The organism is Pseudomonas entomophila L48 (assembly GCF_000026105.1).
In the GTDB taxonomy this organism is placed as follows: Bacteria; Pseudomonadota; Gammaproteobacteria; order Pseudomonadales; family Pseudomonadaceae; genus Aquipseudomonas; species Aquipseudomonas entomophila.
On sequence record NC_008027.1, the window covers coordinates 5,777,141 to 5,790,211 of the forward strand.

Genomic DNA, 13,071 nt, shown 5'->3' on the forward strand with positions numbered 1-13,071 from the left:
GCCATTGTCGCGGCAAGAACAGGATAAATCCGACAGAACGCCCGCTATTTACGCCATCAGGGCTGGCAACTGCTTGTTCAGCGCCAGTTTCTCCATCACCGCCCCCCCGGTCAGCGCGTAGCCCAGCAACTGGCCATCTGCACCGTGGCAGAGCACCTTGAGGTCAGCGCCCTGGCCTTCCACTTGCCAGGTTCCCTCGTGGCCATGGGGCGGCGGCGAGACCACCAAGGGGCAGGCCGGGGTCTTCACGGTGACCGGCATCGGGCCATAACTGACCGTGGTCGGATTGCCGGCCAGGGTTTGGGCCAGGGCGCGGGCACAGGTCATCAGCGGCATGACATACAGCAGGTTGATGCCCTCGACCTCGGCACAGTCGCCCAGGGCGAAGATGTTGGCGTGGGAAGTGCGCAACTGGCGATCGACCACCACGCCACGGTTGACCTGCAGGCCTGCGGCGGCGGCCAGATCGGTACGCGGGCGTAGGCCGATCGCCGAGACCACCAGGTCGCAGGCGATCACGCGGCCATCGGACAAGTGCGCCTCAAGTGCCTCCCCGGCATGCTGCAGGCGAGTGAGCACGGGGCCCAGGTGGAAGCGCACGCCCAGCCCTTCGAGGCCGGCCTGCACGGCGGCGGCGGCGGCCGGGTGCAGCAGAGTTGGCATCACCTGCTCACATGGGGCGACGACCTCGCACTGCAAACCGCCCAAGGTCAGGTCGTTGGCGAATTCGCAGCCGATCAGACCGGCCCCCAGGATCAGCACCCGCTGCTTGCCAGAGGCGGCAGCACGGAAACGCGCGTAATCTTCGAGGTCGTTGATCGGGAAAATCAGCTCGCCAGCGTCGCCTTCGACCGGCACCTGCACGGTTTGCGCGCCCCAGGCCAGCACCAGGTCGCGGTACTCGACCGCTTCCTCGCCGATCCACAGGCGCTTGTGGCCCGGGTCGATGCCACTGATACGGGTGTGGGTGCGAATCTCGGCCTTGAGCTGCTCGGCCATGGCGCCGGGCTCGGCCATGCACAGGCCATCGGCATCCTTCTGCTTGGCGAAGCCGGTCGAGAGCATGGGCTTGGAGTAGGAACGACCGTCGTCGGCGGTGATCAGCAACAGAGGCGTCTCGCCGTCGAGCTTGCGAAACTCTCGCGCCAGGTTGTAGCCGGCCAGGCCGGTACCGATGATCACCACGGGGGACGTCATGCCGTTTCTTCCTTGTTCAGGTCAGGGGTTCGATCAGCCGATGGCGATCATTTCGAAGTCGCTCTTGCCTACGCCACAGTCGGGGCACAGCCAGTCTTCCGGCACATCTTCCCAGCGGGTGCCCGGGGCGATGCCGTCGTCCGGCCAGCCTTCGGCCTCGTCATAGATCAGGCCACAGACAATGCATTGCCATTTTTTCATTTACTGCTTTTCCTCGGTCAGGCCTTTCTGGTGCGTTGCCGCTGACGGCCTCTTCATGGGCAAGCCCGCTCCTACAGGGGACGCGCAGTTCCCGAAGGCTGCGCTGTACTAGTAGGAGCGGGCTTGCCCGCGAAGGGGCCACCGCGCAATTCGTGTGGGCTTTGTACTGGCCCTGCCAGCAGTATGCAAGCAGTCGGGGCAAACATGCTAAGCTCGCCGCCTCTCTGGCCTGTATCAAGCATACCCACGTGCCGTACGAAACCCCGCAAGCAGCCGCTGTCGCGTGGCTGCCGTATTCACAGCTGGCGACCACCCTCGACCAGCCGACGCTCGACTGGCTGTTCGACGAGGGCTCCCTCACCCGCCGCCTGACCCGCCTCTCCCACGACCACTTCAGCGTCACGCCCCTGTTCGAGGGCTGGCAACCGCTGCGCGACGACGAGTGCGCCGCCCTGGGCCTGGCGCCCGGCGAGGAAGGCTGGGTGCGTGAAGTCTACCTGCGTGGCCATGACCAGCCCTGGGTGTTCGCCCGCAGCGTGGCCGGGCGCAGCGTGCTGGAGCGCGGCGGCCTCGACCTGGAGACCCTGGGCACGCGTTCGCTGGGCGAGCTACTGTTCTGCGACCAGGCGTTCATCCGCCACCCCCTCGAGGCCTGCCGTTATCCACAAACCTGGTTGCCCACCAAAGTGGCCCATGAAGGGTTGTGGGGGCGGCGCTCGCGCTTCGAGCGCAGCGGCCTTGACCTGCTGGTGGCCGAGGTGTTCCTGCCAGCGCTCTGGCAAGCGGCCAAGGAGGAAACCCGCTGATGTACCTGCAACTGCTCAAGTCGCTCAACCGCCTGCATCCTCGGGCTTGGGACTTCGTCCAGCTGAGCCGCATGGACCGGCCGATCGGCATCTACCTGCTGCTGTGGCCGACGCTGGTGGCGGTGTGGATCGCCGGCAACGGTTCGCCCAGCCTGAAGAACGTGCTGATCTTTGCCCTGGGCGTGGTGCTGATGCGCGCCGCCGGCTGCTGCATCAACGACTTCGCCGACCGCAAGGTGGACGGCCACGTCAAGCGCACCGCCGACCGACCGCTGGCCAGTGGCCGGGTCAAGCCACGCGAGGCCGTGATGCTGTTCGCCCTGTTGGTGGGGGTGAGCTTCCTGCTGGTGCTGTGCACCAACGCCACGACCGTGTGGCTGTCGTTCGGCGCCGTGGCCCTGGCATTCTGCTACCCGTTCATGAAGCGCTACACCTACTACCCGCAGGTGGTGCTGGGCGCGGCCTATTCCTGGGGCATCCCCATGGCCTTCACCGCCGCGGGCGGCGAGCTGCCGGCCAGCGCCTGGCTGCTGTACATCGCCAATCTGCTGTGGACGGTGGGCTATGACACCTACTACGCCATGGTCGACCGCGACGATGACCTGAAGATCGGGGTGAAGTCCACGGCAATCCTGTTTGGTGAAGCCGACCGGGTGATCATCCTGACCTTGCAGCTGCTGTCGCTGGGCTGCCTGCTGCTGGCGGGCAATCGCTTCGACCTGGGCGGCTGGTACCACTTGGGGTTGTTGGCGGCAGCTGCGTGTTTTGCCTGGGAATTCTGGTCGACGCGCAAGCTGGACCGCGAATCGTGCTTCAAGGCGTTCCTGCACAACCATTGGGCGGGGATGCTGATCTTCATCGGGGTGGTACTGGATTACGCCTTGCGGTGACGGCACCGGCCTCGTTCGCCGGCAAGCCGGCTCCTACAGGTGTTGTGCGTGACCTTGTAGGAGCCGGCTTGCCGGCGAACGGGGCATCACTGGCTCAGGGCTTGGCCACGTGCCAGACGTCTTTCATGCCATCGCCGGTCATGTCCCCGGCTTTCTTGTCCTTGACGAAGGTGTACAGCGGCTTGCCGTCGTAGGCCCACTGCATGGAACCATCGTCACGCTTGATCTGCGACCACTTTCCCTCAGCCTTCTCACCTTCATCCGCCTTCAGCGGCGGCCAGTTGCTGGCGCAGTCGCCATTGCACATCGACTTGCCACCGGCATCCTTGTCGAAGGTGTACAGCGTCATGCCGTTTTGATCGACCCACATGCCGTCTTTTTCCATGGCGTGATGAGCCGACGCCACCCCCGGCACTGCCAGCGCAGCGCAAAGGGCCATCCAGCTCAGCGTATGTCGTGTCATTGGAATCACCATTGTTTCGGGGGTTCGGAGGGGTTCAGCCGCCGCCCGGGCGGCCCAATGAAGCCTAGTCCAGTCACGCAATGTCGCCAGAACGGCCAACACCCTGTCACACAGCTGCAATAATTCCGTTATCTAATGCGGGCCAAGACACCGTTCCTGGGAGAGGTAATTGAGCATGGTTGGCAGAAACATTCTGATCGTCGACGACGAAGCGCCTATCCGCGAGATGATCGCCGTTGCATTGGAAATGGCCGGCTATGACTGCCTCGAGGCCGAGAACTCGCAACAGGCCCACGCGATCATCGTCGACCGCAAGCCGGACCTGATCCTGCTCGACTGGATGCTCCCGGGCACCTCGGGCATCGAGCTGGCCCGCCGCCTCAAGCGCGACGAGCTGACCGGCGACATCCCGATCATCATGCTCACCGCCAAGGGCGAAGAGGACAACAAGATCCAGGGCCTGGAAGTCGGCGCCGACGACTACATCACCAAGCCGTTCTCCCCTCGCGAGCTGGTGGCCCGGCTCAAGGCCGTGCTGCGCCGCACCGGCCCGAGCGACAGCGAGGCGCCGATCGAAGTTGGCGGCCTGCTGCTCGACCCGATCAGCCATCGCGTGACCATCGACGGTCGCCCGGCCGAGATGGGTCCCACCGAATACCGCCTGCTGCAGTTCTTCATGACCCACCAGGAGCGCGCCTACACCCGCGGCCAACTGCTCGACCAGGTCTGGGGCGGCAACGTCTACGTCGAGGAGCGCACCGTCGACGTGCACATCCGTCGCCTGCGCAAGGCGCTGGGTGAAGCCTACGAAAATCTGGTACAAACCGTCCGCGGCACCGGCTACCGCTTCTCGACCAAGAGCTGATCGAGCCCGAGCATCCGCTGTACAAGGACTGTCAATTGAACCCGAACTGGCACGCGACCCTGATTCGCCACATGCTCCTGCTGATCACCGCCTGCCTGATCGGCGGGCTGGTCAGCGGCTACTACGGCTGGAGCCTGGCCATCGGCCTGGCGTTCTACCTGGGCTGGACACTCAAGCAATTGCTGCGCCTGCACGACTGGCTGCGCAACCACCAGCCCGACGAAGCCCCGCCTGACGGCTACGGCTTGTGGGGCGAGGTGTTCGACAGCATCTACCACCTGCAACGCCGCGACCAGCGCGTGCGTGGCCGCCTGCAGGCGGTGATCGACCGGGTCCAGGAGTCCACCGCGGCCCTGCGCGACGCGGTGATCATGCTCGACAGCGACGGCAACCTGGAATGGTGGAACCGCGCCGCCGAAACGCTGCTGGGCTTCAAGACCCCACAGGACGGCGGCCAACCGGTGACCAACCTGGTGCGCCACCCCCGGTTCAAGGAGTACTTCGAGTCGGAGAACTACGCCGAGCCGCTGGAGATCCCCTCCCCGATCAACGACCGCCTGCGGGTGCAGCTGCACCTGACCCGCTACGGCAACAACGAGCACCTGATGCTGGTGCGCGACGTCACCCGCATTCACCAGCTCGAGCAGATGCGCAAGGACTTCGTCGCCAACGTCTCCCACGAGCTGCGCACGCCGTTGACGGTGATCACCGGCTACCTGGAGACGCTGCTGGACAACGTCGAGGACGTGAACCCGCGCTGGAGCCGCGCCTTGCAGCAGATGAGCGCGCAAGGTTCGCGCATGCAGACTCTGCTCAACGACCTGCTGCTGCTGGCCAAGCTCGAAGCCACCGACTATCCGTCGGACAACCAGCCGGTGCTGGTCGACACCCTGCTCAGCGCCATCAAGAACGACGCCCAGGCCCTGTCCGGCCCCCGCAACCAGCGCATCACCCTTGAAGCCGCGCCCGGCATTCGCCTGAAGGGCAGCGAGTCGGAGCTGCGCAGCGCGTTTTCCAACCTGGTGTTCAACGCGGTCAAGTACACCCAGGACGAAGGCAACATCCGTATCCGCTGGTGGGCCGACGAACAGGGCGCGCACCTGTCGGTGCAGGACTCGGGGGTGGGCATCGAGGCCAAGCACCTGCCACGCCTGACCGAGCGCTTCTACCGGGTCGACTCCAGCCGCGCCTCCAACACTGGCGGCACCGGGCTGGGCCTGGCGATCGTCAAGCACGTGCTGATGCGCCATCGCGGGCGCCTGGAGATCAGCAGCGTGCCGGGGCATGGCAGCACCTTTACCTGTCACTTTGCGCCGGCACAATTGGCGGTGAGCAAAGGTTGAGATCGCCGGGCTGCTTTGCAGCCCATCTGCCGGCAGCCGGCTCCTACCGTAGGCGCCGGTTTGCCGGCGATGGGCGCAAAGTGCCCCAATAAGACCACGGCCCTTTGCTTTTGCGGCCTCAGCCGCTACATTGGATCCCCTGTGCCAGCCATCGCTGGCACTTTTTTTCTTCCTTTCTCAAAGACGGACCCCGTAAAAACTCCATCATGGACCCTTCCCCTGGTATCAGCCTCACCTCGTTGTTCGCCGATTTCGGCATGATTCTCTTTGCCCTGTTCCTGGTACTGCTCAACGGCTTCTTCGTGGCCGCCGAGTTCGCCATGGTCAAGCTGCGCTCCACCCGGGTCGAAGCCATCGCCGAGCTGCATGGCTGGCGTGGCAGCATCCTGCGCAAGGTGCACAACCAGCTCGACGCCTATCTCTCGGCCTGCCAGTTGGGCATCACCCTGGCCTCCCTGGGCCTGGGCTGGGTCGGTGAACCCGCGTTCGCCCACCTGCTCGAACCGCTGCTGGCCGCCGTGGGCGTGGATACCCCGGAGTTGATCAAGGCGATCTCGTTCTTCGTCGCCTTCTTCGTGATCTCCTACCTGCACATCGTGGTCGGCGAACTGGCCCCCAAGTCCTGGGCGATCCGCAAGCCCGAGCTGCTGTCGCTGTGGACCGCCGTGCCGCTGTACCTGTTCTACTGGGCGATGTACCCGGCCATCTACCTGCTCAACGCCAGCGCCAACACCATCCTGCGCATCGCCGGCCAGGGTGAGCCCGGCCCGCACCACGAGCACCACTACAGCCGCGAGGAGCTCAAGCTGATCCTGCACTCCAGCCGTGGCCAGGACCCGAGCGACCAGGGCATGCGCGTGCTGGCCTCGGCCGTGGAGATGGGTGAGCTGGAAGTGGTCGACTGGGCCAACTCCCGCGAGGACATGGTCAGCATCGACGCCCATGCCCCGCTCAAGGAGATCCTGGCGCTGGTGCGCCGGCACAAGTTCAGCCGCTACCCGCTGTACGACGCCGAGCGCGAGGCGTTCACCGGCCTGCTGCACATCAAGGACCTGCTGCTGGAGCTGGCCGAGCTGGAGCACCTGCCCGAGACCGTCGACCTCGACGACCTCGCCCGCCCGCTGGAGCGCGTGTCGCGGCACATGCCGCTGGCGCAGTTGCTGGAGCAGTTCCGCAAGGGTGGCGCGCACTTCGTGCTGGTCGAGGAAGCCGACGGCAAGGTCATCGGCTACCTGACCATGGAAGACGTGCTGGAAGTGCTGGTGGGCGATATCCAGGACGAGCACCGCAAGACCGAGCGCGGCATCCTCGCCTACCAGCCGGGCAAGCTGCTGGTGCGCGGCGACACGCCGCTGTTCAAGGTCGAGCGCCTGCTGGGCATCGACCTGGACCACATCGAGGCGGAAACCCTCGCCGGGCTGATCTACGAGACCCTCAAGCGCGTGCCCGAGGAAGAGGAAGTGCTGGAAGTCGAAGGCCTGCGCATCATCATCAAGAAGATGAAAGGGCCGAAGATCGTGCTGGCCAAGGTGCTCAAGCTCGATTGAGCACCGGCTCGCCGGCACAGCCCGCTCCCGCAGGAGCCGGCTTGCCGGCGAACCTCAAGGATTCCCCGCCGTGAAATTCGGCAACCCGCCAATCGGCCGGTCGAACTGGAACGGAATCGACTCCAACGCCAACCCCACGTTGCGCTGCACCACGAAATGCAGGTGCGGCCCGGTGCTGTTGCCGGTGTTGCCCGACTTCGCCAGCGCCTGCCCCACCCCCACCCGCTGCCCCTCCGCCACCACCACCGAGCCACGCATCAGGTGCAGGTACACGCCCATGGTGCCGTCCGGGTGGAGGATGCGCACGAAGTTGCCCGACGGGTTGGTGCCCCGTCCGCTCTGGCTGTTTTCGACCTTCACCACCACGCCGCCGCGCGCCGCGATGATCGGCGTGCCCTCGGGCATGGCGATGTCCATGGCGTAACGGCCCTTGGGCCCGAAATGGCTGAAGCGACCGTTGGGCCCCTGGGTCAGGCGGAACGGCCCGCCCTTCCACGGGAACGGATAGCGATAGCCCTCGGAGCGCTGGATCGGGTCGCCCATGGCGTAGTTGAACGTGCTCGAATACTTCAACGGCCCGCCCGGAGCGGCCAGCACTACGCTGAGCACCTTGCTCGAGCGCGGCCCGATCACGCGCCGCACGACGCGCGGGGCATTACCGCCGAAGGCGTTGGCCAGCTTGTCCACGCGCAGTTCCACCTCCAGCGGCACGTACAGTTCGTTGCGCGCGATGAAACGCACACCACCGGGGAAAGGCTCGGCCTGCAGGCGCACCTGGCGGTCCAGGCGCTCGACGATCGGCTCGCGGAAGACGAACGGTTTGGCCCCCGGGCTTGGTCGGTCGGAATAAGAGACCACACCGAAGTTGTCGGTGGTCTTGTAGATGGTCATGGCCAAGCTCGGCGCCGAGGCCCAGAGCAAGGCACAGAACAGCAGCAGGCGGGCGGGCATGATGATGGCTTTGTGACAGTTATGGTCTGTCGAAGCCTAGCAGCCCAGATAAAGACAGGTTGTGACAGCTGGTCGGAAGTTTTTAGAGCCTTCTGTAGGAGCGGCTTCAGCCGCGATGCAGACAACGCGGTGTCTGGCACCCGCTTTGCGGGTGATCGCGGCTGAAGCCGCTCCTACAGAGTGTGCAGCGGTCAGGCGCCTGGGGTGAAGTGCTTCTGCGTGGTCCCGCGGGCAATCAGGCGCGACAGGTAGTCGAGCTTCTGCGCATCCTGGTCGACGAACTTGAAGGTCAGCTGCAGCCAGTCGCTCTCAGGCTTGGGCTCCAGCGCGGCGATGGCGTGCAGATAGCCGTTCAGGCGCGCCACCTCGGCGTTCTCGCCTTGCTCCAAGTCCAGCACTGCGCCTTCGAGCACCTGTGGCAGGTTGGCGCTGCGGCGCACCACCAGCAGGGCTTCCTTCAGGCTCAAAGCCTTGATCACGCACGGCTGGGTGCCGCTGGACAGGCGCAGCTGGCCCTGGCCTCGGCCAGCCTGGGCCGCGGCGGCGGCTGTCTTCGGCGTTGGGGCGTTGATCAGCGGCTTGGCTGCTGCCACAGGCGCGGCGGCGGGCGCGGCCACCTTGGCCGCTTCCGGGCGACCGCCGGTCAGGGCGCTGAGCGAGTCGTTGGCGAACGCCGAGTTGACCCGCGCCGGCGCGCTGGACATCAAGGCATCAAGCTTGCCGATCTTGGTCAGCGACTTCTTCACCTTGGTCAGCAGCTGCTCGTTGGTGAACGGTTTGCCGACGAAATCGGAAACGCCGGCCTGGATGGCCTGGATTACGTTCTCCTTGTCACCACGGCTGGTCACCATGATGAACTGCATGGTCTTCATCTCTTCCTGCTGGCGGCACCAGGTCAGCAGTTCGAGGCCCGACATCTCGGGCATCTCCCAGTCGCACAGGACCAGGTCGAAACGTTCCTTGCTGAGCATTGCCATGGCCTTGCGACCATTGACCGCGTCCTCGATTACCACGCCGGGGAAGGCGTTACGCAGGCACTTCCTTACCAGGTCGCGGATGAACGGGGCATCGTCCACGACCAGCACATTCACTTTACTCATCGATATTCCTCTTGAATCCCGGCTAGCATACCGCCGACTGATGGCCATTTGCCAAACCACTGGTCACGCCGGGACTTCTCACACGGTTCGCGGGTGCCTGCTGGTGCTCGACCGCAAACGAAAACGCCCGGCGATTGCCGGGCGTTCATGCTCGGGAGCAATTCTATTTATCGTCCGGTTCGGCCGGAACATTAGCGATTTCACCCTCGTCGAAGGCCTCGCCTTTCACTTCGGCTTTCATGCGTTTGAGGCCCATGTGGCGCACGTCGGTACCGCGCACCAGGTAGATCACCAGCTCCGAGATGTTGCGCGCGTGGTCGCCGATGCGCTCCAGCGAACGCAGAGCCCAGATCACGCTCAGCACGCGGGAGATCGAACGTGGATCTTCCATCATGTAGGTGACCAGCTCGCGCAGCGCGGTCTTGTACTCGCGGTCGATGGTCTTGTCGTACTGGGCCACCGACAATGCCAGGTCGGCGTCGAAGCGGGCGAAGGCGTCCAGCGCGTCGCGGACCATGTTGCGCACCTGGTCGCCGATGTGGCGCACCTCGACGTAGCCGCGCGGCGACTCGCCTTCCTCGCACAACTGGATGGCGCGGCGGGCGATCTTGGTCGATTCGTCGCCGATGCGCTCCAGGTCGATCACCGACTTGGAGATGCTGATGATCAGGCGCAGGTCGGAGGCCGCCGGCTGGCGGCGGGCGAGGATGCGCACGCACTCCTCGTCGATGTTGCGCTCCATCTGGTTGATCTGTTCATCGACTTCGCGCACCTGCTGGGCCAGGCCCGAGTCGGCCTCGATCAGCGCGGTGACGGCGTCGTTCACCTGCTTCTCGACCAGCCCGCCCATGGCCAGCAGGTGGCTGCGCACCTCCTCGAGCTCGGCGTTGAACTGCTGGGAGATGTGGTGGGTAAGGCTTTCTTTGTTGATCATCGTTTCGCTCCGCGAAGCAGCTGCAAGCTTCAAGTGATTCGTGTCGTTCCCTGGCCTGTAGGAGCGGCCTTGTGTCGCGAGAGGGCTGCAAAGCAGCCCCGGTGATTTTTGCATCAAGGCTGAAACCCTGGGGCTGCTTTGCAGCCCTTTCGCGGCACAAGGCCGCTCCTACACAAGCACCCTGTGGGCAATCGTTAGCCGTAGCGACCGGTAATGTAGTCTTCGGTCTGCTTCTTTGCCGGGTTGGTGAACAGGGTGTCGGTGTCACCGAATTCGACCAGTTTGCCCATGTACATGAAGGCGGTGTAGTCCGAAACCCGGGCCGCCTGCTGCATGTTGTGGGTCACGATGACGATGGTGTACTTGGATTTCAATTCGTAGATCAGTTCCTCGACCTTCAGCGTCGAGATCGGGTCCAGTGCCGAGCACGGTTCGTCGAGCAGCAGCACTTCCGGCTCCACGGCGATGGTGCGGGCAATTACCAGACGCTGCTGCTGGCCACCGGACAGGCCCAGCGCCGAGTCGTGCAGGCGGTCTTTCACCTCGTCCCACAGCGCCGCGCCCTTCAGCGCCCACTCGACGGCTTCGTCGAGCACGCGCTTCTTGTTGATGCCCTGGATGCGCAGGCCGTAGACCACGTTCTCGTAAATGGTCTTGGGGAACGGGTTGGGCTTCTGGAACACCATGCCCACGCGGCGGCGCAGCTCGGCCACGTCCTCGCCCTTGCGGTAGATGTTGTTGCCGTACAGGTTGATGGCGCCTTCGACGCGGCAGCCATCGACCAGGTCGTTCATGCGGTTGAAGGTGCGCAGCAGGGTGGACTTGCCGCAGCCGGACGGGCCGATGAAGGCGGTCACGCGCTGCTTGGGGATGTTCATGCTGACGTCGAACAGCGCTTGCTTGTCGCCGTAGAACAGGGACAGCCCGGGTACTTCGATGGCCACGGTCTCTTCGGCCAGGCGCAGGCTCTGCTTGTCGCGGCCCAGGGCCGACATGTCGATGCCGTGGGCGTGGGATTCATGCTGCATGGTCAACTCCATACGCTATCAATTCGTTTCAAAGGGCCGCCCGCTGTTCGGGCGGCACGCTTGCAATCAGGATCAGTGGTCCAGGGCCTTGTACTTCTCGCGCAGGTGGTTACGGATCCACACCGCCGAGAGGTTGAGGGTGGCGATCACCAGCACCAGCAACAGCGCGGTGGCGTAAACCAGCGGCCGCGCGGCCTCGACGTTGGGGCTCTGGAAGCCGACGTCGTAGATGTGGAAGCCCAGGTGCATGATCTTCTGGTCCAGGTGCAGGTACGGGTAGTTGCCATCCACTGGCAGCGACGGCGCCAGCTTCACCACACCCACCAGCATCAGCGGGGCCACTTCGCCCGCGGCGCGGGCCACGGCGAGGATCATGCCGGTCATCATGGCCGGGCTGGCCATCGGCAGGACAATTTTCCACAGGGTCTCGGCCTTGGTCGCGCCCAGGGCCAGCGAACCTTCGCGCACAGTGCGCGGAATGCGCGCCAGGCCTTCCTCGGTGGCCACGATCACCACCGGCACCGCCAGCAGCGCCAGGGTCAGCGAGGCCCACAGCAGGCCAGGCGTGCCGAGGGTCGGCGCCGGCAGCGACTCGGGGAAGAACAGCCGGTCGATCGAGCCGCCCAGCACGTAGACGAAGAAGCCCAGGCCGAACACGCCGTAGACGATCGCCGGGACACCAGCCAAGTTGTTCACCGCGATGCGGATCAGGCGGGTCACCGGGCCCTGCTTGGCGTATTCGCGCAGGTAGACCGCAGCCAGCACGCCGAACGGGGTGACGATCACGGCCATGATCAGGGTCATCATCACGGTGCCGAAGATGGCCGGGAAGATACCGCCTTCGGTGTTGGCCTCACGCGGGTCGTCGCTGAGGAATTCCCACACCTTGGCGAAGTAGGCGCCCATCTTGGTCATGCCGGACATGGCGTTCGGCTGGATGGCGTGGACCACCTTGCTCAGGTTGATCTCCACTTCGCGGCCATTGCCGTCGCGGGCCACCAGGCTGTCGCGGGCGAAGGCCTGGTGCAGGCCGGTCAGGCGCTCCTCGATGGCCTTGTAGCGGTTGTTCAGCTCGGCGCGCTCGGCGTCCATGTCGGCCTGGGCGGCGGCGTCCAGCTTGCCGTCCAGCTCCAGCTTGCGGCCGTGCAGGCGCAGCCGCTCCAGACCATGGTTGATGGCGCCGATGTCCTTCTTCTCCAGCTTCACCAACTGGTCGTTGAGCTCGCTGGCGCGCTTGAGGCGGGCCTGCAGCTCGTTCCAGGCTTCCGGGCCCTGGGCAACCACGCGGCCTTCTTCCTTGACGCTCACCAGGTAGCCATAGAAGTTGCCCCACTCGCGGCGCTCCAGGGCGATCAGGTCGACCGGCTTGCGCTGGTCCACCAGCCACTCACCGACCACCCAGGTGAAGTCGCTGCCGTTTAGGTCGCGGTTACCGACCTTGATCAGCTCGCGGGTCATGAACTCCGGGCCCTGGTCGGGTACCGGAAGGCCGGCGCCCTTGAGGCGTTCGCGGGGTACTTCTTCCTTCTGTACCACTTCACCGATGACCACGTGGTCGGCCTGGCCCGGCACCTTGTAGGTGGCCTGGACCAGGTCGGCCGGCCAGAAGTGGCCCAGGCCGCGCACGGCGATCACGGCCAGCAAGCCGACGGTCATGATGACCGCCATGGCGACCGCGCCACCACTGATCCAGACGCCGGGGGCGCCGCTCTTGAACCAGCCTTTGAGGGAATCCTTTTTCACGGA

General features: G+C 65.0%; 13 protein-coding genes. 5 read left to right on the plus strand and 8 right to left on the minus strand.

From position 1 onward, the window contains the following. Positions 1-48: 48 nt before the first annotated feature. Both PSEEN_RS25245 and PSEEN_RS25250 read right to left on the minus strand, forming a co-directional pair. Positions 49-1,197, minus strand: a complete 1,149-nt coding sequence (locus PSEEN_RS25245) for an NAD(P)/FAD-dependent oxidoreductase (RefSeq protein ID WP_011536422.1) — start codon at positions 1,195-1,197, stop codon at positions 49-51. 33 nt (positions 1,198-1,230) lie between these two features. After that, positions 1,231-1,398, minus strand: a complete 168-nt coding sequence (locus tag PSEEN_RS25250) for a rubredoxin (RefSeq protein ID WP_011536423.1) — start codon at positions 1,396-1,398, stop codon at positions 1,231-1,233. A gap of 248 nt (positions 1,399-1,646) precedes the next feature. Between PSEEN_RS25250 and PSEEN_RS25255 the strand changes: the two genes are divergently transcribed. After that, the gene (locus PSEEN_RS25255; protein ID WP_011536424.1) at positions 1,647-2,204 is read left to right on the plus strand and encodes a chorismate--pyruvate lyase family protein; all 558 of its coding nucleotides are present in this window, start codon (positions 1,647-1,649) and stop codon (positions 2,202-2,204) included. Beyond that, positions 2,204-3,094: a 4-hydroxybenzoate octaprenyltransferase gene (gene ubiA / locus PSEEN_RS25260; RefSeq protein ID WP_011536425.1), complete on the plus strand. Its 891-nt coding sequence runs from the start codon at positions 2,204-2,206 to the stop codon at positions 3,092-3,094. Before PSEEN_RS25255 ends, ubiA begins: the two co-directional genes overlap by 1 nt. Before the next feature lie 94 nt (positions 3,095-3,188). On the opposite strand, the gene PSEEN_RS25265 is transcribed toward ubiA, so the two are convergent. Further along, the gene (locus PSEEN_RS25265) at positions 3,189-3,557 is read right to left on the minus strand and encodes a COG4315 family predicted lipoprotein (RefSeq protein ID WP_044488591.1); all 369 of its coding nucleotides are present in this window, start codon (positions 3,555-3,557) and stop codon (positions 3,189-3,191) included. 175 nt (positions 3,558-3,732) lie between these two features. Between PSEEN_RS25265 and phoB the strand changes: the two genes are divergently transcribed. The 3 genes from phoB (at position 3,733) to PSEEN_RS25280 (ending at position 7,312) form a co-directional block, all read left to right on the plus strand. Next, on the plus strand, positions 3,733-4,422 hold the full coding sequence (gene phoB, locus PSEEN_RS25270) for a phosphate regulon transcriptional regulator PhoB (RefSeq protein WP_011536427.1): 690 nt from the start codon (positions 3,733-3,735) through the stop codon (positions 4,420-4,422). Between the two features lie 71 nt (positions 4,423-4,493). Continuing rightward, a complete protein-coding gene (gene phoR, locus PSEEN_RS25275; protein WP_231845328.1) occupies positions 4,494-5,765 on the plus strand; it encodes a phosphate regulon sensor histidine kinase PhoR in 1,272 nt (423 codons plus the stop codon). A 206-nt stretch (positions 5,766-5,971) separates the two neighbouring features. Continuing rightward, positions 5,972-7,312: a hemolysin family protein gene (locus PSEEN_RS25280; protein WP_011536429.1), complete on the plus strand. Its 1,341-nt coding sequence runs from the start codon at positions 5,972-5,974 to the stop codon at positions 7,310-7,312. Positions 7,313-7,366: 54 nt separating this feature from the next. On the opposite strand, the gene PSEEN_RS25285 is transcribed toward PSEEN_RS25280, so the two are convergent. The 5 genes from PSEEN_RS25285 to pstA all read right to left on the minus strand — a co-directional run bounded on the left by PSEEN_RS25285 (position 7,367) and on the right by pstA (position 13,068). Beyond that, on the minus strand, positions 7,367-8,263 hold the full coding sequence (locus tag PSEEN_RS25285) for a peptidoglycan DD-metalloendopeptidase family protein (protein WP_011536430.1): 897 nt from the start codon (positions 8,261-8,263) through the stop codon (positions 7,367-7,369). A gap of 191 nt (positions 8,264-8,454) precedes the next feature. Next, the gene (locus PSEEN_RS25290; RefSeq protein ID WP_011536431.1) at positions 8,455-9,363 is read right to left on the minus strand and encodes a response regulator; all 909 of its coding nucleotides are present in this window, start codon (positions 9,361-9,363) and stop codon (positions 8,455-8,457) included. Positions 9,364-9,526: 163 nt separating this feature from the next. Further along, positions 9,527-10,297 carry a phosphate signaling complex protein PhoU gene (phoU, locus tag PSEEN_RS25295; protein WP_011536432.1) on the minus strand — a complete coding sequence of 257 codons (771 nt, stop codon included), beginning with the start codon at positions 10,295-10,297 and terminating at the stop codon, positions 9,527-9,529. 194 nt (positions 10,298-10,491) lie between these two features. Continuing rightward, positions 10,492-11,325, minus strand: coding sequence for a phosphate ABC transporter ATP-binding protein PstB (gene pstB / locus PSEEN_RS25300; RefSeq protein ID WP_011536433.1), 834 nt, complete (start codon positions 11,323-11,325; stop codon positions 10,492-10,494). 72 nt (positions 11,326-11,397) lie between these two features. Further along, positions 11,398-13,068 (minus strand): phosphate ABC transporter permease PstA, encoded by a 1,671-nt coding sequence (pstA, locus tag PSEEN_RS25305; RefSeq protein WP_011536434.1) that lies wholly within the window; start codon positions 13,066-13,068, stop codon positions 11,398-11,400. Positions 13,069-13,071 lie beyond the last annotated feature (3 nt).